The sequence below is a fragment of the Silvania hatchlandensis genome (genome assembly GCF_025564065.1).
Classification (GTDB): Bacteria; Pseudomonadota; Gammaproteobacteria; order Enterobacterales; family Enterobacteriaceae; genus Enterobacter; species Enterobacter hatchlandensis.
The window spans coordinates 24,936-42,560 of record NZ_JAMGZK010000053.1; the positions used below are offsets into that span (position 1 = coordinate 24,936).

The 17,625-nt window shown below is 56.1% G+C and carries 18 protein-coding genes; 1 reads left to right on the forward strand and 17 read right to left on the reverse strand.

The genetic code is table 11. From position 1 onward, the window contains the following. Nucleotides 1-29: 29 nt before the first annotated feature. Genes gpJ through M8014_RS17240 form a run of 5 tightly spaced genes read right to left on the reverse strand, consistent with a single transcriptional unit; the run spans nucleotide 30 to nucleotide 7,474 of the window. A complete protein-coding gene (gpJ, locus tag M8014_RS17220; protein ID WP_271283608.1) occupies nucleotides 30-4,967 on the reverse strand; it encodes a TipJ family phage tail tip protein in 4,938 nt (1,645 codons plus the stop codon). Between the two features lie 55 nt (nucleotides 4,968-5,022). Further along, nucleotides 5,023-5,622, reverse strand: a complete 600-nt coding sequence (locus tag M8014_RS17225; protein WP_271283609.1) for a tail assembly protein — start codon at nucleotides 5,620-5,622, stop codon at nucleotides 5,023-5,025. Beyond that, a complete protein-coding gene (locus M8014_RS17230; RefSeq protein ID WP_271283610.1) occupies nucleotides 5,610-6,341 on the reverse strand; it encodes a C40 family peptidase in 732 nt (243 codons plus the stop codon). Before M8014_RS17230 ends, M8014_RS17225 begins: the two co-directional genes overlap by 13 nt. 12 nt (nucleotides 6,342-6,353) lie before the next feature. Then, nucleotides 6,354-7,124 carry a phage minor tail protein L gene (locus M8014_RS17235; protein ID WP_271283611.1) on the reverse strand — a complete coding sequence of 257 codons (771 nt, stop codon included), beginning with the start codon at nucleotides 7,122-7,124 and terminating at the stop codon, nucleotides 6,354-6,356. Next, nucleotides 7,124-7,474 carry a phage tail protein gene (locus M8014_RS17240; RefSeq protein ID WP_271283612.1) on the reverse strand — a complete coding sequence of 117 codons (351 nt, stop codon included), beginning with the start codon at nucleotides 7,472-7,474 and terminating at the stop codon, nucleotides 7,124-7,126. Before M8014_RS17240 ends, M8014_RS17235 begins: the two co-directional genes overlap by 1 nt. A gap of 170 nt (nucleotides 7,475-7,644) precedes the next feature. On the opposite strand from M8014_RS17240, the gene M8014_RS17245 reads away from it, so the two are divergent. Continuing rightward, nucleotides 7,645-8,112 (forward strand): hypothetical protein, encoded by a 468-nt coding sequence (locus tag M8014_RS17245; RefSeq protein ID WP_271283613.1) that lies wholly within the window; start codon nucleotides 7,645-7,647, stop codon nucleotides 8,110-8,112. A gap of 137 nt (nucleotides 8,113-8,249) precedes the next feature. Here M8014_RS17245 and M8014_RS17250 read toward each other — a convergent pair whose 3' ends face one another. From M8014_RS17250 to M8014_RS17305, 12 genes are all read right to left on the reverse strand, one after another. After that, nucleotides 8,250-8,705 carry a hypothetical protein gene (locus M8014_RS17250; RefSeq protein ID WP_271283614.1) on the reverse strand — a complete coding sequence of 152 codons (456 nt, stop codon included), beginning with the start codon at nucleotides 8,703-8,705 and terminating at the stop codon, nucleotides 8,250-8,252. Between the two features lie 57 nt (nucleotides 8,706-8,762). After that, nucleotides 8,763-11,903 carry a phage tail tape measure protein gene (locus tag M8014_RS17255; protein ID WP_271283615.1) on the reverse strand — a complete coding sequence of 1,047 codons (3,141 nt, stop codon included), beginning with the start codon at nucleotides 11,901-11,903 and terminating at the stop codon, nucleotides 8,763-8,765. Continuing rightward, complete coding sequence (locus M8014_RS17260) at nucleotides 11,903-12,190, reverse strand: DUF1799 domain-containing protein (RefSeq protein ID WP_271283616.1); 288 nt, start codon at nucleotides 12,188-12,190, stop codon at nucleotides 11,903-11,905. The genes M8014_RS17255 and M8014_RS17260 overlap by 1 nt, the downstream gene beginning before the upstream one ends. A 17-nt stretch (nucleotides 12,191-12,207) precedes the next feature. Continuing rightward, nucleotides 12,208-12,546, reverse strand: a complete 339-nt coding sequence (locus M8014_RS17265; RefSeq protein WP_271283617.1) for a phage tail assembly chaperone — start codon at nucleotides 12,544-12,546, stop codon at nucleotides 12,208-12,210. Between the two features lie 54 nt (nucleotides 12,547-12,600). Continuing rightward, entirely contained in the window at nucleotides 12,601-13,098 is a 498-nt protein-coding gene (locus M8014_RS17270) for a KilA-N domain-containing protein (RefSeq protein WP_271283618.1), read from the reverse strand. A 309-nt stretch (nucleotides 13,099-13,407) separates the two neighbouring features. After that, nucleotides 13,408-14,340 (reverse strand): phage tail tube protein, encoded by a 933-nt coding sequence (locus M8014_RS17275; RefSeq protein ID WP_271283619.1) that lies wholly within the window; start codon nucleotides 14,338-14,340, stop codon nucleotides 13,408-13,410. Nucleotides 14,341-14,386: 46 nt separating this feature from the next. Next, entirely contained in the window at nucleotides 14,387-14,836 is a 450-nt protein-coding gene (locus M8014_RS17280; RefSeq protein WP_271283620.1) for a phage tail terminator-like protein, read from the reverse strand. Then, nucleotides 14,826-15,425, reverse strand: coding sequence for a hypothetical protein (locus M8014_RS17285; protein ID WP_271283621.1), 600 nt, complete (start codon nucleotides 15,423-15,425; stop codon nucleotides 14,826-14,828). Before M8014_RS17285 ends, M8014_RS17280 begins: the two co-directional genes overlap by 11 nt. A gap of 2 nt (nucleotides 15,426-15,427) precedes the next feature. After that, nucleotides 15,428-15,781, reverse strand: a complete 354-nt coding sequence (locus tag M8014_RS17290; RefSeq protein WP_271283622.1) for a hypothetical protein — start codon at nucleotides 15,779-15,781, stop codon at nucleotides 15,428-15,430. Between the two features lies 1 nt (nucleotide 15,782). Beyond that, on the reverse strand, nucleotides 15,783-16,265 hold the full coding sequence (locus M8014_RS17295; RefSeq protein WP_271283623.1) for a DnaT-like ssDNA-binding protein: 483 nt from the start codon (nucleotides 16,263-16,265) through the stop codon (nucleotides 15,783-15,785). A gap of 2 nt (nucleotides 16,266-16,267) precedes the next feature. Beyond that, complete coding sequence (locus tag M8014_RS17300) at nucleotides 16,268-16,441, reverse strand: hypothetical protein (protein ID WP_271283624.1); 174 nt, start codon at nucleotides 16,439-16,441, stop codon at nucleotides 16,268-16,270. A gap of 39 nt (nucleotides 16,442-16,480) precedes the next feature. After that, complete coding sequence (locus M8014_RS17305) at nucleotides 16,481-17,620, reverse strand: major capsid protein (RefSeq protein WP_271283625.1); 1,140 nt, start codon at nucleotides 17,618-17,620, stop codon at nucleotides 16,481-16,483. Nucleotides 17,621-17,625: the final 5 nt, after the last annotated feature.

Sequence of the window (17,625 nt, forward strand, 5' to 3'; positions counted from 1 at the left end):
TGGGTTGTTGAGGTTGGTCATATTGGGGATCAGGAGAAGGAGCCGGCGCCCCTGGTGATTGTCATCGTTGGGGATGCGATGCGCTTACTTGATGTGCCGGTGCCAACAACCGTAATGGTGCCAGTAACCGTATTAGAGGTAATGTTTCGCACAGCATGTCGCACAGTGATCCAGAGCGAACCAGCACTGGGAGTGGGCACAGTAATAGTGCCAAGGTCCCGAACGTTTCCGTTAATATTCAAACTGATGTTTACTGCCGTTGCGCCTGTCAGTCCTGATGCAAAAATCATCGCCTCAAGCAGCGCGGATTTGTCCAGGGATGAAGAAGAGGAATCAGTAAACGTTATGGTCCTGGATGCCGTGTCAGCACCTGTCGTGACAGCGTCAGCCCCCACACCCACATTGGCAACATCCCCAATGAAGGACGTAGCCTCTACCGTGCCCCTGAAGCTACCGCTTGTAGCTTCAATGCTTCCTCTGAAACTCCCGTTGGTGGCGTAGATCGTCCCGCGAACGGTTACACCATTGAACGTTGCATACCCGGATTTATTGATATGCCAGCCGACATTCCCCGTACCGTCCCAGTTGCTGGACTGGATATAATTGCCAATCTTGCCGTTATCCATGGAACCATCCTGGATAAACACAGACCTCAGGAACATTTGCCCGCCGGTGGCGGCAAATACCAGCTCCTGTCCGTTGGTCGTTGGGTTGTACAACGCAAACGTATCGGCAGAAATGAGGAAATTGGACGAGCCTGTGGCGTCGATGCCCAGCTGAATACCCGCGATGCGCTTCACGCCGTTGGCTTCCACCTGGACCTTAACGCCCCACTGCGCACTCAGCTTGCCGCTGATATCGGCAACAGCCTGGCTGGTCGTCTGCACATTGGCATTGGTATCACCAATCGCAGCCGTCACCTGCTGAATGCTGGACGCCGTAGCGGTTGATAAATCCACCACGGCTTTGTCGATGCGGGTGACAGCTGCAGCGTTAGTCTGGCCGTTGGTTTCAACCGTCGCTTTAAGCGTGGTGACCTGCTCAGCCAGGGCACTGGTGGCATCCGCAGCGGTCTTCTTCGCCTCGGTGATTTCAGCTGCCGTTTTCGTTTCGCCAACGGCGAACGTGACGCGCTGATCCGAGAATGCCATGAAGTTGGCCAGAGCATTGGTAACGTTGCCGATAAGGCCACTGTCCCTGCTGGCCGTGTTGCCGTCCACTTCAACTTTCAGCGTATCGATGCGGCGGCCGAGCGCGCTGTCACCATCCGTGCGGGCCGTGGTTTCAGTGCTGATGTCTGAGGTGTTCTGGTCAGTAGTCGCCTTAACCGCCGCCAGCGCGGAGGTCTGCGCCTTATCGTTATCAGAAACGGCTTTATCAATGCGCGTGACGGCGGCAGTGTTCTTTCCAACAGCCGTATTCAGACTTGATAGCGCGGTAGCCTGAGCCTCCTGCTCAGTTGTTAGCGTTGCCAGCTCCTGCGTTACGGACGCGTTGTTGTCATTAACTTTCGCCTCCAGCTTCGTCCGCTCGGTCACCTCTGCCTGCTGCGCAGTAATGCGCGCCTGACGTTCGGTGTACAGCAGGCCCGATGCCAGTTTCGACGGATCGTCACCGGTATAGCCACCCCGGATCTGCGTCGCCAGCGTCTCACGCGCCGTGGACTCCGCCTGATCGCCAGCAACACGGGCTGTCGTTTCCTGCTGCAGCGCCGCCATACCCGCGCCGGGCGTTGGTCGTCCGATCGCCACCCAGTCAATCAGGTAATAATTTGTCGCGTCCTGTTTGGTGGACAGGTCCAGTCTGAGCTGGTTCATCGTGGTTTCTGTCAGCCACGGGATGTTGTCGAACTCCACCGTTGCGATACCGTTCGCGTCATAGGCAGGCTCGGTTACGGTGATCATGTTGGTGTCGTTGAAACCCCCAGTGCCACGCCACCGCAGCTGTCCCGCCCAGCCCGGCGCACCGAATTTCCTGATGCGGAGTTTGATAAAGCGATAGGACGAGGAACTGATAGCCAGCGATCCCGGCGATGCCACCCACGGGTCAGTGGAATGGTTCGCGGGGCGAATCCACCCGTCAACGATTGTGGGAGTCCCGTTCCCGGTCCAGCCCTCTGCCGTCGAATCGAAGTACCAGATTTTGGCCGGGTCGAACTGGGTTCCAGTACCGGCAGAAATCTGCGCCATCGTCTGAGCCAGCGATTCAGCGGTGGTCTGAATCGTCTGGTTGACGTTGCTGATATCCGCGACGCGCTCGTTCTTCTCGGTCAGTAATGCCTGCCCGCGCGCCGTCGCCTCATCGGTGATCGCCTTTTTACGATCTGCAACCTCCTGCGTCAGGCCCGCTTTAGTGGCCGCCGACTCCGTTGTGACCGTGCTGATATCATCACGCGCTGACTGAATATCACCGCTGATATCGGTGATTTCTTTGACGAGGTCTTTGTAGGTATCGGTGCCTTTAATCTGATTATCGAGATCCACCAGGTAGTCGGCAGCGGTCGAGCTGCTGCTGCCCTGAATCCAGCCCGTCCAGGCTGACTGGTTGCCGGTGCGATCGACAAGCCGCGCGCGGTACCAGAACCCCACTCCGGCTTTCAGACCAAGCTGCTGATAATTGTGCTGGGGATACGGCACCCCGGCCAGCAGCATGGCGTTCGCCCCGGTTGATACCGTGGAATACTGAATTTCCGTCTGCAGCGTATCGCCCGTTCCCGCAGGAAAATCCCAGTCCAGCTGAACGCCCCACAGTAGCGGCGTGGTGCGGAAATTACCCGGCATCGGCACATTGCCCGTTCTGCCTTTCAGGTGCGTCAGCACAGACGTTGCCCAAAGACTGGACGCGCCACCAGCGTTGATGGCGCGCACGCGCACCAGGTAGTCGCCCTCGAAGATGCCAGGCACTTCAATATTACGCAGGCCAGTTTGAGGGACGTTAACCCACTCGCTATCGCCCCTGCGCCACTGCGCCTGATAGGCAACGATATCAGCCTGAGGCTTGCCCGCTTTATCCAGCGGCGTATCCCAGGACGCCACCAGAGTGGCGATACGCTGCCCCTGGCGCACAGAGTCATAACTCGACACCACAACATTGCCGGGCTGGCCGACAATTCCCGTGGGGATCATGCTGATTGGCGGGATATCCAGCCGGGCATTGTTATCGACCGCATCATATTTCGACGCGTTGTATTCCGCGCCGGTGATGGTGAACGTGTTTTCTTCGTCGTTAAACGCCAGACTCGTTACGCGGAAGTACTGCAGGCGCAGCTGGCCCGCATCAATGACGAACACAGCGTTTGGTGCTGGCGCGGCAGTGAACGGCGTGGCCACAATGAGCTGAGAACCGTTTACCGCCTGGATTACCCTGCTTTCAACCGTGCCGCCCTGCGTACGGATCATCAGGGTGTCACCGGCGACGGCGCTGGTGCCGCGATCCGTTGTCACTGCCTTGAGCCCGGCGTTGTAATCCACGACGCGCCCGCCATAAATCCGCCCGGATAACCGCTCATCAGCAAAGGCAAAGACCGTGCCCGGCACGTACACAAAGCCATCCAGTCCGGTCTGCAGCGTGATGATGCGATCGAGAGAGTTGGAATAGACCGCCCATCCGCCGCGGCGCTGCGCCTCGCTCTCTCGCGTGCACCCGATCGCCGTCAGCTGCGTCTGCTTAAATTTGAACTGCTTCACCAGGTCGGGGAACATCACGGCGGTGGTGCGGTCCTGATAGTGATTGTCCGGGTCGCTGAAGTTAATCAGCGCCGAACTGTAGCGGTTCTTCTCGCTACCGCTCGAGTAGTTCGGCTTACCCACAACGGATGCGCGGGTGAGGATCTGCAACTTCGACGTGTCTGCCGGCATGTCCGAAACAACATTGAACATGTTGTTGCCCCAGAACGTCATCCCGTTGAAGCCTGCGGCGATATCCTTGATCACCTGCCACGCGTCGGCCTGCGCCTGGATATAAACGTCGAACATAAAACGCGGCTCTGTCGCGGTACCGCCCTTACCGTCCGGCACCTTCTGGTCGCAGCGCTGAGCAATCCGGTAAAGCTCCCACTTATCCAGCATGTCAGCCGACACGCGGCGACCCAGGCCAAAGCGTGGCTCCGTCAGCACATCGAACCAGATCCACGCCGGGTTATTGGTCCAGCCCCATTTGAATGTACCGTCCCATGTGCCGTTATAGACCCGACCCACCGGATCGTAGTTCTGCGGAATGCGGATTACGCGCCCTTTCGGCTTACAGGAAATCTTCGGGATATTACTGAACGACTTGGCATTGAACGATACGTACAGCAGCGCGGTATGCGGATAGCGCAGGCGGGCGTCAATCACCTCAGTGATGGCCTGCACCTGCGTTTTGTTCTGCAGCATCTGACTGGTGCTGTCGTCGGTATCGCGCACCACACGGATCTGCCAGCTGCTGTTCGCCTTCGGGAGATTGATGCGGTGGGTCAGCTCGTACAGTGAACTGAGTTTCTCCGTCACGGTTTTAGTCAGCACCGTTGCGTATGCGCCGCCATCGACGGACAAATCGATGTGGTATCTGACGGTAGTGCCGACGATATCACCGTCATTCTCCTGCTGCTGCAGGCCGGTAATGCCGATGCGCACCAGCAGCGCGTCAATCTGCGTATTGCTGATCGCACGCGTCCAGGGCGTGACCTTCGTCAGCGAAACCCCGATGCTGGTTTCATTCTCGACAGCAGGGAAGCCGGGGATCGGCGTCTGGGTCTGGGTGCCCGGGCGAAAATCCCAGGTAACGTTCTCAAAGTTCATTGAGCCGTCAGCATTCCCCAGCGGCGTGCCATCCAGAAAAATTCGAGTGGCGTCCAGCCCACCAGCGAATTCCCCTTCACCCAGCGCCAGCAGCATGCGGCAGCGCGCCATTGACTGGGCCGAGTCCGGCTGTTCTACGGGCGTGTGCTGTATGCTGCTGCCACCCTTTGCACCAGTAATCGTTGCCATATTGCATCCATAAAAAAAGCACCCGAAAGGGTGCTAATTGAAGAGTGAGAAACTGTCAGATGTCCTCAGCGACGATCCCCGCTGAGATAATGGCGCCGCCAATCTCACGTTCGCCATATAGCAGCGCGACCGGGTTGCCCATCGCCAGGGTATTCACTGAGCCGCCAAAGGCGTAGGAGGGTTTGTTATCGGGATCGTCGCGCCCCTGCAGGCCTTTGGGTTGGGGGGAAAGCATCTGATAGATACCACCGGCCATCATCGAACCGCCTGACATTATCAGCCCAGCAGCAAATGTTAGGCCTACCCCTGTCCAGCCAGTAAGCACCCCAGTGACAATTCCAGCCACAACCATGACCGCCCCGAGAATGGTCTGGAACATGCCCGCCTTCTTTGCCCCTTCCATCACTGGAGCAATGCGGATATCGCTATCACCGGACAGGTCCTTAAAATCGTCCACGCCAATGTTGCGCTTGCCGCGAAACACCGCGAACGTCATGCCGTTTTTTTTTGCGTTCATCAGGTAGCTTTCCAGCCCGTCCAGGTTGATACAGAGCGCCTTTACGGCTTCTGCCGACGTCTGCACCGCCAGTTTATGCACGCGCCCGAATCGTGCGCCGAGCGCACCGTACAGACGGATAGTAGTTAGTCGCGCCATGGTTGAATCTCCTGTGATAAGTTTTTGTGGCGAACGCAGATCATCGTCCGGTCTTTGAAGTAGCCGCGGGCATACGGCGTGACGCAGGAGGGCTGACCGTAAAGATGGTGCAGCAGCTCGCCTTCCTCGGTGATGACCCCTGCATGGTTCCATTTACCGGATTCGACCTGCATGATGACCATGCACCCAGGAGCCGGGTCGCATTCAACGAATCCCTCTCTCTCCCAATTATCGAAGTAAAGGTTGTCCGGGTACTGGCTTTCCCACCACGGGTAATCGACGCGGAAATCAGTCAGCGTTACGCCCTGGGTCGCATGCCAGTCCATGACCAGCCCCCAGCAGTCGTGAGAGCCCAGGATGAACGGGCGGCCAATCAGCGGGATGGCGTCCGGTGTTATCTCGGCATATTCATCGCCGTCCGGCGCGTAGATGCCCCAGACCACGCCGGAGTTATTGCACTGCTGCCTGTCGAGGTCTGATGCTATTGCGCGGGCGCCGTCGCCCGGGTGCGAATGAATGACGCGGACAATGGTTCCCGTATCCTCTGCATTCGCCCAGTGCTCGCCATCAATACGGAAATGCTCAGTTGGGTTTTCGTGGCTGTTCGGTACCGGCACATAGCGCTGACGCCGCCCGGACTGAATGACAAAGCCGCAGCACTCGCGCGGGGATTCCTCCAGCGCATGCGCCCGGATCGCCGCCATAATCGTTTTATTCATTTTGATATCCGGTTATCGGGAGAAAAGCACGGTCGCTGGATAGCCGCCGAAATCGAGGGTCGCGGTATTCGGTTCCGCCAGGCCAGCACCAAATCGCTTACGGCAATCACTTAAGCAGCCGCCGCACACATCAAACGCCGGGTCGGCCACAGCATTACCCTTTGCGTCGAAATATGCTGTGCCGTTATAGGCGCACCCGTCACCGCTGCGGTACTGCCCGCGCAGCGCCCACTCGCAGAGTGATGTGATTTGCCGGGTGGGGATCACCAGCCCCTGCAGATCAGCCGGACTGCTCATTGCCCAGCCAGCCACCTCGTCATCTTCCGAGGTTTTGGTGTCGAGCCAGAACGTTTGCAGGGAGAACGCCGTCGGATCTGCTGTTGGATTAATGCCGCCCGGGAAGTTCACCGCATCCAGATAAATGGCGTAGGTGTCGATGATGCTGACCTTCGCATTCACCATGTCTTTGAACTGGAGACACAGCGCGGTGATATGCCCGTCGAGGTTAGACACGCTCAGCTTCGGCTCGGCGGCCTGGTCAGTTGAAAGCGCCAGATCCGCCACCTGGAAGGGCCAGAACTCGAATGCATCACCGCCCCAGATTATCGGCTTCGGCCCGAGCTTAGCCTCGTCGCCGCCCGCCGCATCAATCTCTGCTGGCGTATGGGGGAATGGTGCGTAGTGAAAGCGGTGGATCCCGCCGCTGAACTCTGAGGCGTCTACTTCGACCAGGCGGACTCTGCCTCCCGGTGCCAGCATCGCCGCCTGATCGACAAGTGCCATTATGCGTAAACTCCATAAGCCCGTTTGATAGTGAAGGTCAGCTCAGCGAATTTGCTGTTGATCTGGTTTTTGCGAACAGAGTCGGCGACAACGCGATACATCCCCTTCTCTTCGCCCGGCGGCGTAATGATGAAGGCCTTAACGGTATGGGCCAGCAGGAAGTCGCGGATCGTGTTTACTTCCGCTTCGGTACCGGCATGCTTCATCGGTACCTGAATGGCCGTGGAGTTAATGCCGTTCTCGGCCACCTGCTCATAGCCATCGCCGAACTGCGCCGATCGCACGGTCTGACCATATTCGACAGGCCCGGCACCGAGCTGCGATCGCCAGCTGTAAGTTGCAACTGCCATATTTGCTCCATAAAAAAACCAGCCGTAGCTGGGTTCGATAGATAAATAACAATTCCAAACTACATAAGGTATCGTTATAGAAAGCAGCAGTTAATCTTGAAAGCATGTTAACATGCTCAGATAATGCACTTGCAATAATTACTCCTGACATAATTACACAGGAATTATCAATGGATAAATACAATAGAACTGCTCAGCACGAACTACTAAAAGAACTGTATGACCGAGCACCTTATGGAATTACGCAAGAGCGTAAACCATATTATATGCAGTCCTTTGGAAATATAGATAATCTAGTGGCGAATCTCTTTTATCTGCATGAACATGAACTACTTGAATGTCTTTTTCGAAAAGATCTGTCGGGTAAAATTTTCGTTCAATTAGAAGGCTTGAAAATCACTAGTAAAGGTATTGATTTTATTAGAGACGACGGCGGGTTGGGTGCCATACTTAACGTGCATTCCATCAAGTTTCATCGAGATGCTGTCGTGGTGCTTGAGGACCTTATTGCCATATCGAACCTGAGTGATGCTGACAAGCATAAAGCAAAGTCGACTCTGGGAGAACTATCAACTGAAGCTCTAAAATCAGTCGTTCAAACAGTTACGACTGCTGGTTTAGCCATGCTTATGAAATAGCAGTTAACTGCCAAATTTCGACTCTGCCCCAATGCAAGTGATGAGTCCGCCCATTTGCCCGCAAGGCATTGGGCGATAATTAAAAGCCCCGCGTTAGCGAGGCTCGAGTTCGGTTGGATTGTGGGTGGGTTTGGTGGTTAATAATTTGCCATCATGAACTGCTTCTCTGCTGCATTCCATACATCGAGACTGATGGTTGAACCTGAGTTGGAATTACTGAGCCTTACTTCAGCTTTGGAGTCTTTAACACCTTTGAATTTGAATGATCCAACATCCACACCTTCGTGGAAATAACTATCAGTGCCGACAGAAAAGAATCTCTCCTCATCAACGGTCACATCAACCTTTCCGTCTTTTGAAATGAATACTTTTGCATAATGCCACTTACCAGTGCCTAGCAGATCTCCAGAAAGAAACTCACAATTTAAAGACACACTTCCCTTGGTGCATTGTGAAGTTTTTTCCTCAGTCCCGTTCGCTATCATTTCTGAAATACTTGGCTTCGGATCTGTTGCGGAAACATTGTTTTTCGCAGGTGGATTGTCACAACCAGTTAGCCCGACAAAAGCTAAAATTAATAAAACCCTTTTCACTATCATCCCCTTGATTAGCATGGTTTAGCGCATGATAACCAGGGGATGAGGCAAACACTATCCGCCTTTGGTGAAGTTGTAGATCATGCCGCCAGGTTTAAGGTGTTTTTGTACCACCTGAAGCGCAGCATTTTGCATTTCGGCCGCAAGCACGCGCCCCATTGCATCGCCGGAGCTGGAGGTGTGGGCAGTTGCAGAGCCGCCAGCATCCACATTTATGGTGGTGTTAATTACCGGGGCTACACCGCCGCCTCCCTGCGCCCTCACCCCCAAACGCCCAGCAGAATCGCGGGTTAGAGGCATGATGGCTTCGGCTCCAGCCTCAGCAAAAACACCACCCTTGGCAAACTTAGATGCCCCCTGGAATGTGAAATACTGAGGAGAATCGTAAACACCATTCACATAATGGCTCAGCCCCTGCGATTCATAAACGCCGCCCTTGGCATTGAACGCGATGCCAGAAGCCGCGTTGTTATATGCACCACCAGGTGTGGAGCCGCCGCCAGACGCACCGCCACTGATCCAACCCATTGCTGCCTGCACCGCATAAGCCACCATTAACCTATTTACGACTTCGGCAATCATCTTCAGCATCGACATACCAAACGCCTTTATAGACGCCTTACCGGTCATCATGAGATCGGTCAGCATGTCAGACAGTCCGGTGAGCGCAGAACCCGCAACGCTTTTCACCGCACTGTAGGTGTCAGTTGCAGCCTCCAGATATTCATTCCACCCGCTTAATGCGCCAGCCTTCCAGTCACCACGCAACCTGTCTTCTTCGGCGTAGTAATTGCGAAGCGCTTTAAGCTCCTTCTCATAGCCAGCGTCTTCGAGCTTGCCGCCGCCGTTCAGCCATCCTTGGCGGAGCTGCGCCTCTTCCCGCAGCCGCTGCGCCTGCCTGCCACTCAACCCAGCGCTATCCCTGAGAGCGGCTGTTTTCTCTGACATTTGGGTAACGTATTTCTGAGAGCTGTCCTGCAAGCGGTTCAGGCGCTCCTGAATGGCAATCTGATCACCAAGACCAGCGTTAACTTCGGCCTGAGCAAGCACGCGGTCTTTGGTAGACAGCAGGGATTGCTCATCTTTGGATAATGCTCGAGCCTTGGATGCCTCGTCCAGGATGCTGAATTTCGATATCAGCTCCCATTGCTGCTTGCGCTGCTGGCTAATTACATCGTTAAGGTCGCGATGGTCTTGTAGCGTCTTCAGCTGTGCCTGCAATGAGAGGGTTTCGGCATTGGTGCTGTCGAGGCTGCGCGTGCCAGTATCAACTTTGGTAGCCGGGGTTTTAGGGATTTTGGCATCAGCGTATCGCTTCTCGATGCCAGCCTTCACCATCTGATAATCAGCTTGAGAGTACCTCGACCTGTCTGCCGCGAGCTTTTTAAGTTCCGCAGCCCGTTTCATGGCGTTGGTTTCATACTGCTCGAGGTTCGCATTGCGACGCTGTGATGCCTCAAGGTCGCGCTGATTATCCTCGGCAGCCTTGCCTTTGGCGGCGGAAATATCACTCTCCAAGGCCAGGGTCTTCTCTAAGGCGCTGATTTGCGACCTAGTCGAAGCGACTAACACTTCCTGATCTTTGCGGCGCTGAGCGGCGGCAGCATCCTGGAAGTTGGCGCTTTGCCGTCCAAACCCGTAGTCGGGGCTTGCTGCAGCGCTGTTCTGCAGTGTATTTAGCGTTTCCTGCTGCGCCTTCAGGCGCTCTTTAAGCCCCTTCAGTGTGTCCTCTGGCGTAACCTGGCGGCCCACGTTGAGCATTTGATCCCAGGCTGATGCAGCAGAGTCCTTAATCGCTTTCCACAGTCGCTCAATATCCCCCAGATTTTCCTTAATCTGGGTGGTGCGGCTCTTCATGGTATTGGCGTAGGTATCGATAGCCAGTTTCGCCGCACCAGTCGCATCCCCTTGCTTTTGCAGGGCAACAATCTGATCGTAAATGGTTGCGGTCAGATAGTGATATTGCTCATTCAGTGCGATTGAGGCTTTTACGGGATCATCAGCGAGTCGCTTAAAATCCGCGATAGTTTTATCGATCGCCTGCCCAGTGGTGCTCTGCATTGCTACGGCAGAGGCGGCAACCGACTCAAGAGCATTCCCCTTAAACGCGCCGGTGCCCAGAGCGGCAGCAATGGCCTGCGCAGCAGCAGAAATTTTACCCGCACTTCCGCCAATGCGTTCAGCCATATTGGCAAGATCAGCGGATGTTTTCCCTGTGTAGTTCCCGGTCAGCAGTAGCTGGCGATTAAATTCACTCGCCTCCTGGCTTCCCTTATACCAGGCCATGGCCAGAGCCCCAGCACCTACGGCCAGCGATGCTATACCAATGGTAAGCGGGTTAACGAAGCTAATCATGGTCCGTAGGTAATCACCTACGCCAGTAACCGCCCCCTTTACACCCCCAAACTGGTCTTTAATCTGCCCGCCCTGCTGGAGCAGAATCAGGAACGGAGATTGCCCACCAGCCAGCTGCGTAGCGATATCAGTGAACTGCGCGGGCAGCGTGCGCATGGCCTGGCTGTACTGGCCAACAGAAATACCTGCGCGCCGGGCGGCAGCCTCCTGCCGGGACAGAGCCTCAGGCAATACGTCAGCGACACCAGAAAGGCGCTCACGCGTCTGGTTGAGGATGCTGTTGAAGTGCTCGAACTGCGCGCTATTGATGCGTCCTGACTCGAAGTGCGCCACCAGCTGTGCATGCTGCTCATCCAGCGAGCTGAATGCGCGGATCGTCGGGTCGATGGAGCCCAGCAGGTTCTTGAGCGCGGCTGATTGCTTCTCAGCTGCCTGGGTGGCTGCGAGCTCAGTCTGGGCACGCGCCGCCGCTTCTCCGGTGTCAGTTAGTTTTAGCCGGGTATCCTCCAGAATCTTGTTGTAAGCCTGGAACGAGTCGGTATCCAGAAAGCCCTTCGCCTGGAAGTTACGCAGCGCGGCCTGCTGCTCATCCAGCCGGTTCAGCGCCTTGTTTACTGGATCGATATTCTCCAGCAACCCTTTGAGCGCGGTCTGTTGCTCTTTGAGCCCCTCACTACCCTTCTTTGCAGACTCAGCGCCAGCGCGAAATACGCTGTTCAGGTCATCGGCTTTATCGACAGCGCCTGCCGCCGCCTGCCCGAGTTTATCCAGTTCATTGCTGGCTGTTTTCAGATCGGATACGTCAGCGCGCAATGTGATCGAGGCGATTTGGTCACTCATCAGGCCGTCTCCTTATGCATCACTTTGAGAGCCTCGCTTTCCATGATTCGAATATCAGCCATGCAGGCCGCCGCATCCTCAACCCCGTGCAACTCAAACACCCAGGGGAGAACGTTGTAATCAAGACCGGTCGCACCACTCGCGCCGACGCGCCATTGAGTCGCCAGCGCGGAGAAGACGGTAAAGGCCTCCCATATGGATGGCAGGATCCCCACCTCTTCCTCCACGTCCTCAGGCGTTAAACCAAAAGCGGCTAACTCCGCGAGCGTCGGTCCCGGTGTATACATCGCTGCGGCGACCTGCCTCAGTTTTTTTCGCGGATGCCCATCAGCTCTTTGGTATAGGCCAGGCCGATACTGTCGAATGCGCGCGGGTAGTTCTTCAGCAGGACGATCACGTTATCGCGGTTGAAGTCATCCGGCAGCGCCCAGCCTTCAACGATTTCCATCAGGTAATCAGCCTGTGGTTCGATAGGGGCCTTTTTGCCCTCGGCCTTTTTGTGCAGTTGCTCGTCCATGGCGCGCAGCTCTTCGAGCGTCTTATGGCGGAAGGTAAAGGTCAGTTTGCCGTCGTCAGCGCCCGCACGCGGGATGCTGGCGGTAGCGGAGAACGTTGGGTTTGGGATCAGGGAGAATTGGGCCATTGTGGTTCCTTAGAAAAAAGAAACCCGCCGGAGCGGGTCAAAGTAAATATGCTGTTATGCCTGTATACCGGGGAGCGATATCTGCAATTGGTTAGCCAGTGCATTAATCTCCGCCAGTAACTCTGGCTTGGTATATCTCCAAGCTGCAAGCCCTTGCCCGCAGAAGCTCGCCATGTCCTTCTGCTGATCAAACTCATGGCATTTCATGTTGAGTTGCGCGCTCAAGCTATTGCGGTATTGCAACTCTCCAGTGAAATAGTCATCCAGAACTTTATAAGCCGCATACTTGAAACCAGGATTCAGCCAAGCTGCGTAATCATAAGCAACAAACTTTCCGCCATAAGTCCCACCACGAGCACCTCGCTCAGTGAAAACCACAGATTCGTGGTTTTTCTTCAGCTCAGCCAAGAACTCTTTGGTCTGCTTGTTCCGCAGATAATGGTACGGGGACTCAGAATCGCTTTTCCCACTGGCTTTCCACATATCGGTGAGACAGATCATACCGTCATCGCCAACACGGACAGGCTGATTAAACAGAGTTAAAGATTTCATACGTTTTCCTGCTCTTTGGTAATGAACCGTTGCCGCATAGGAAGTCAGCCCACCGAGGCTCGCCAGCACTAACTGACATCCTCAACGGCTCATTCCAAAGGGCTTGGTTCGGTGTTTAATGTGCGCTTGCGGTGCGCGTTTACATCAGTCTTTAAAATTTCCCGCAGCGAATACAGAAAACTCGCCAGCGGTACTCTCGACACAAATGAAAAAGCCTCGCGTTAGCGAGGCCAGTAAACGGACTTTGTACTTTGAAAAGAGAATATTTTTTGCTGCGTACTTTCAGCCCGGCGAACCGGGCCTGGTTGGTTAGCTGACGGTGACGGCGCACGCAGCAGAGGACAGGGTTTTGCCTGCAGCGTCGGTGACTTCGCAGGTGAACGAACCCGCATCGCCAGAGGCAACAGACGGGATGTTGAACGTCGAAGCAGTTTTGCCAGGAATAGCCGTGCCGCCCTTCTTCCACGCGTAGGTGTATGGTGCGGAGCCGCCCTGCATGACCACAGCCAAATCCAGCGCCGAGCCAACAGCTGCAGACTTCGTACCCGGCAGGTTGGTCAGGAACGCCAGCGGCGTAGCGGAGGCGTCAACGATCGGGTAAATCTGCATATCCGATTCGAAGTTCATGCGCGCTTCGTTGCTTTCCACGGCGTTGATTTCGGTCTTAGGCACCTTCTGGAAAGACACCTTGGCAGAATAGTAACGGTCTGCCTTACCACGTTTGTTGTTGAACCAGATTGCCGTGGTATCGCTCGATTCATCCAGCTCAATCAGGCGTTTGTAGATAGCAAGCAGCGGATCGTGCGCGAAGGTATAGACCTGCACCACGGCGTTTTTGAACGTCGGGATGGTACGGGCCTTATCATCCTCCAGGAACTGAATGCTGATGGTCTGCTGGTCACCGCCTTCAGTAGAGAGCGTCATCACCTGCGGCATGGTGATCCACGAGTCGATTTTACGCAGAGTGCCTGCGCCGGTGCCCGCCGGGAATTTGGTAGTGTCGGTAGTATCGAACGCTTCCAGCACGATTTTAGTGCCGGTAACGGACTTAACACGCAGCACCATGCTGTCGAGCTTCAGCCAGCCAGAGTTCACCTGGACAACATCACCTGCGAGAATGCCAGCAGCCGAGGCAACGGTCAGTTCGCATTCCGTCGCATTGGAAGCCGCAGTGAAGGTAATCGGCGCAAGATAGGCCTTGGCCACGTTTACACGCGACCCGTTAGGGATTGCGAATGCCATTGCATTCTCCTGAATTTAGGTAATAAAAAACCCGCCGTTTGGCGGGTCAGTAATCAGCGCGGTACTGCATGCTGACGGGGGTGGTGTAAGTGATGGAGCCGCTACTGCCGTTTGGTGCTGACGTCGGGCGATCCTGTATTGGCGATCGCACCTGCGGCGGCCCGTTGATGTACACGGTCAGGTCACCATCCACCAGCGGCAGCCCTTCAGGAAAGGCGTCAGCGAAAGACTTTGCCAGCCCTCTGGCCTGAGTCACGCCACTACCGGCAGGCGCGATGATGTTGAACTGCAGGATGCCCTGATAGGTGCGCATCTGACCCTCAAGGTCCTGTCCCACCGTTTGGGCGGGTAGGACATAAACGCGCCCGTATGGCGCATTATCCGGGGGAGTAAACGCGATATTCGGCCAGGCTATCGGCAGGCCCAGTGAAGAACCGATAACCGAGATCCGGCTTTCCAGCAGCTCAGCGATCCGCATTGACTGGTCACCGGCCATTGCGCACCTCACTCATTGCCTCACGGAACAGCTGCGCGGCGTCCAGCGCAGTGATGCCCACCATGCCACCGGGTGCCTGACCGGAATGCCCGTTCTCCAGCTCTACCGCATAAGGCATGTTATTGGTGAAATAAATCGAGTTGACTTGACCTACCCGGAACACCTCCAGCACCGCCATGCCTCGGGAGTTCGAGCCCTGCCCCGATGCGTCCGGCGTGTCGTTAGACTGGGTTGGCTGGCTGTCGAGGCCGACGTACCAGTTGTTTTTGAAGCGCCCGCCGACGTACCCCTCTGGTTTTTTGATGTCCATCGAGTCGTTGACCGCTCGTCCGCGTTTCAGATATCCCGCCTTTGTGACGTTGGCTGGGTCATTACGGAGCGCAGCATTGTGGTCACGCACTGCAGCGTTATAGGCCACCGCAGTCTGGTTTACCTCCCACTTATCCGGCTGCCCAATGGGCGACATATCGACCAGCTGCGCCAGAATTTTGATACCCGTCCGGCGCACTACCTCGTCCATCTCCTGCTTAGAGCTATCGACAAACAACTGAATGGCAGCCAGGAACGGCTGATTAGCTGTGCTGGCCATGGTTACGCCCTCAGCTGGATGTTGTAGGAGATAAGCACATCAGCGGGCTTAACCGGGTTCGGCTGCACCACGCGCCACTTCTTGCCGTCGATCTCGATGCGGTCATCGATACGTACTTCCGTCTCGAAAGTGGCAGCCAGCTTCTTATCGCCAGTGGCGATCAGGGAGCCGTCGACCTCGCGGGAGGAATATTCGGTGATAACGCCGGTGACGGTCGCTGTGGTTGCCGGGGTGGTGACCTCTTTCCCGAACTGGTCGCGGATAGTGCCGCCGCCACGGGTCAACTGGTAAGTCTTCCCGTTCTCGGTCAGCAGCCGTGTCGCGGTCGCGCGCATGCGGCGGTAGTCGATTGCCATATCATCCCCTTTCGATGCGGATCTGATTGCCGCCCACCACCAAGCCGCGAAGCGAGGAAAAGAACCAGGGGAATGACGGCGAAGCCTTGTTGGTTCCAGGCTCGTACTGAACAGTTACAGCCCCCTCGACGCGCTCCATGGTTACCGCACCACCACCAGCGACCGACGGCGTGAGGTCAATCTCCTGCGATTCGATAGCCAGGCGGCATTGCGCATCAACCAGGCGCTGCGGGATAGAATCACCCGGCAGGTCAACACCATCGAAGCGAACGCCGGAGCGTGGCCACGATAGCGGCTGCGATGTGCTGGAGCGCTGGCCGCGCCACTGCTGCCCTTCCAGATAGTCCATGGCTTGAACCAGCATCTGGCCGCACTCGCCGTCATCGGCAGGAACGGTGTAACCGCGCCCGGTAGCGAATGCCCGCAGGTCGATAACGCTGGCGTAGGTGTTGAAGTCAGGCGAATGGGGATCGGCAACCAGCATGGTCAGTCCTCCAGACGCCAGTCCAGCGCCAGCCAGTTATCCACTTCGTCAGGGTGAACGTCAGCGCTCAGCGGGCCACCAGGAAACTCTGGTGCATCGCGTACCATCACTACCAGGTCACCCGCATTCTTCTCAGCCTCGCGCTGTGCGCGCTGCTCTTTGGTTAATCCGGCCATTGGGCCTCCTGAAAAACAAAGGGGCCGAAGCCCCCAGGGTTAACCCATGATGACCGCAGCGTGACGAGATGCCACGGATGCCACACCCCACGCCAGTCCAACTTCATAACGCACCTGACGGTACTGACGGTACAGCGCCACCTGGAAGGTGATGCCGGATACCGGGTCAGTCACGTTCATGACGTCATCTGCGGTATCACCACCTTCGGGCATCGCCGGGGTGCGGCTGGCCAGCAGGAATGAGCCGCGGTCAAATACCATGTTCGGCACGAATCCGCTCACCACAGTAACGGCGGTCTGGTCAGCGAGATCCTGAAGCAGACCTGGCGCACTAATGGTGATGCTGGAAGATGTTGCAGCTACAACCAGATACTGGCTGTCGTCACCGTCAAACTTCACCGCAGTACCAACAGCGATACCACCGGTTCCCGCAGAGATAGCGATGATGATGTCGCCCTCTTTCTTGGCACCGTTGACCTTATAGCCAGCCGCGGTGCTTTTCGCGGTGCGCTTGATGCTGAATGACTCATGGAGGTTGAAGCCCATGATGCGACCGATTACACCTTCGCGCAGCAACTGATCGGTACCAGCTTCGTTCGCTTTGAACAGCACAGACTGCTTGCCACGAATGGAGGCCATCGCTTCGCCGCCCAGCACCATGCGCATGTCGGTAGTTGGCGCACCGTTATCGGTCAGAATCTGACGTGCCAGTGAAGCGTCAGAGAGATCGTCTTTGATGCTGAACGGAGTGTCCTTCGGCGCGCCAACTGCGCGGGAGGAGTTGAAGAACAATGCAGACAGGTCGGCGTCTACTTCGTTGGCCAGCGCGCGGAATGCCTGTTTGAACTGGTCAGCGAGGATGGTGTTGTAGGTACCAGACGGGCCAAGCGCCAGCTGCTCTTCACCATTCCATTTGACCGGTGCCATTTTGGATTTGGTGATTTTGACGTCTACACCACCGATCGTCTGGTCACCACTATTAGGCGCGGTTGTTCCAGGGACAATGTCTTCAGTGGTAGCCGCAGGCGCGACTGGCGCGCGTACAGTCTGGTCTTTAGCTGCTGCATCAGCCTTAGTGTCACGCGAAACTGCAGGGATAAAGCCGGTTTGCTCACGGGATACTACGTCCAGCGCGGTATAGATGGTCGGGATAAGACCAGTAAGGGTATTGCCTGCCATTTATG

Coding starts and splice junctions, on each gene's coding strand:
- M8014_RS17225 (WP_271283609.1), bottom strand. CDS start 5,622: ATGGCGCGACTAACTACTATCCGTCTGTACGGTGCGCTCGGCGCACGA.
- M8014_RS17260 (WP_271283616.1), bottom strand. CDS start 12,190: ATGTATACACCGGGACCGACGCTCGCGGAGTTAGCCGCTTTTGGTTTA.
- M8014_RS17300 (WP_271283624.1), bottom strand. CDS start 16,441: ATGGCCGGATTAACCAAAGAGCAGCGCGCACAGCGCGAGGCTGAGAAG.
- M8014_RS17270 (WP_271283618.1), bottom strand. CDS start 13,098: ATGAAATCTTTAACTCTGTTTAATCAGCCTGTCCGTGTTGGCGATGAC.
- M8014_RS17230 (WP_271283610.1), bottom strand. CDS start 6,341: ATGAATAAAACGATTATGGCGGCGATCCGGGCGCATGCGCTGGAGGAA.
- M8014_RS17285 (WP_271283621.1), bottom strand. CDS start 15,425: ATGGCCAGCACAGCTAATCAGCCGTTCCTGGCTGCCATTCAGTTGTTT.
- M8014_RS17290 (WP_271283622.1), bottom strand. CDS start 15,781: ATGGCAATCGACTACCGCCGCATGCGCGCGACCGCGACACGGCTGCTG.
- gpJ (WP_271283608.1), bottom strand. CDS start 4,967: ATGGCAACGATTACTGGTGCAAAGGGTGGCAGCAGCATACAGCACACG.
- M8014_RS17235 (WP_271283611.1), bottom strand. CDS start 7,124: ATGGCACTTGTCGATCAGGCGGCGATGCTGGCACCGGGAGGCAGAGTC.
- M8014_RS17295 (WP_271283623.1), bottom strand. CDS start 16,265: ATGCTGGTTGCCGATCCCCATTCGCCTGACTTCAACACCTACGCCAGC.
- M8014_RS17280 (WP_271283620.1), bottom strand. CDS start 14,836: ATGGCCGGTGACCAGTCAATGCGGATCGCTGAGCTGCTGGAAAGCCGG.
- M8014_RS17305 (WP_271283625.1), bottom strand. CDS start 17,620: ATGGCAGGCAATACCCTTACTGGTCTTATCCCGACCATCTATACCGCG.
- M8014_RS17245 (WP_271283613.1), top strand. CDS start 7,645: ATGGATAAATACAATAGAACTGCTCAGCACGAACTACTAAAAGAACTG.
- M8014_RS17265 (WP_271283617.1), bottom strand. CDS start 12,546: ATGGCCCAATTCTCCCTGATCCCAAACCCAACGTTCTCCGCTACCGCC.
- M8014_RS17255 (WP_271283615.1), bottom strand. CDS start 11,903: ATGAGTGACCAAATCGCCTCGATCACATTGCGCGCTGACGTATCCGAT.
- M8014_RS17240 (WP_271283612.1), bottom strand. CDS start 7,474: ATGGCAGTTGCAACTTACAGCTGGCGATCGCAGCTCGGTGCCGGGCCT.
- M8014_RS17275 (WP_271283619.1), bottom strand. CDS start 14,340: ATGGCATTCGCAATCCCTAACGGGTCGCGTGTAAACGTGGCCAAGGCC.